This window comes from Methylobacterium nigriterrae (assembly GCF_037106235.1).
GTDB classification, from domain to species: Bacteria; Pseudomonadota; Alphaproteobacteria; order Rhizobiales; family Beijerinckiaceae; genus Methylobacterium; species Methylobacterium nigriterrae.
This window is the reverse complement of the sequence record NZ_JBAWTG010000523.1, coordinates 1-502: the sequence shown is the minus strand read 5'-3', so window position 1 is coordinate 502 and position 502 is coordinate 1. Positions and strand designations below refer to the sequence as shown.

The window sequence follows — 502 nt, the reverse complement described above, 5'->3', positions numbered from 1 at the left end:
CAGCGTGCCGAGGCTGCCGCTGCGCGAGATCACCCCGACCTCGCCCGGCTGGAAGATGTTCGGGTTGTGGCCCGGCATGATGCCGACGAAGCCCTCGCCCGGGGTGACGAGGCCGGCGGTGTTCGGGCCGATGATCCGGGTGCCGTGCCGGGCGGCCGCGTGATGGATGGCGATCACGTCGCGGGCGGGGATGTGCTCGGTCAGGATCACCACGGTTCCGGCGCCCGCCTCGATGGCGTCGAGGGCCGCCGCGCGGGCGGCGGCGGGCGGGATGAACATGACCGCCCAGTCGAACGGCGTCTCGGCCATCGCGGCCTTGGCCGTCTCGTAGACGGGCAGCCCGAGATGCCGCTCCCCGGCCCGCTTCGGGTTGACGCCGGCCACGACGCTCGTGCCGCAGGCGATCATCTTCTCGGTCCAGAATGTCCCCTGCTTGCCGGTGATGCCCTGGACGAGGACGCGGGCGTGCTGGCGATAGATGATCATTGGGCTGCCTCCACCG

At 71.7% G+C, this 502-nt stretch carries 1 protein-coding gene; it reads right to left on the bottom strand.

All coding sequences use genetic code 11. The features are described from left to right. On the bottom strand, nucleotides 1–486 hold a 486-nt coding region (locus WDW90_RS38050), incomplete at its 3' end, for a CoA-binding protein (RefSeq protein WP_336492865.1). Nucleotides 487–502: the final 16 nt, after the last annotated feature.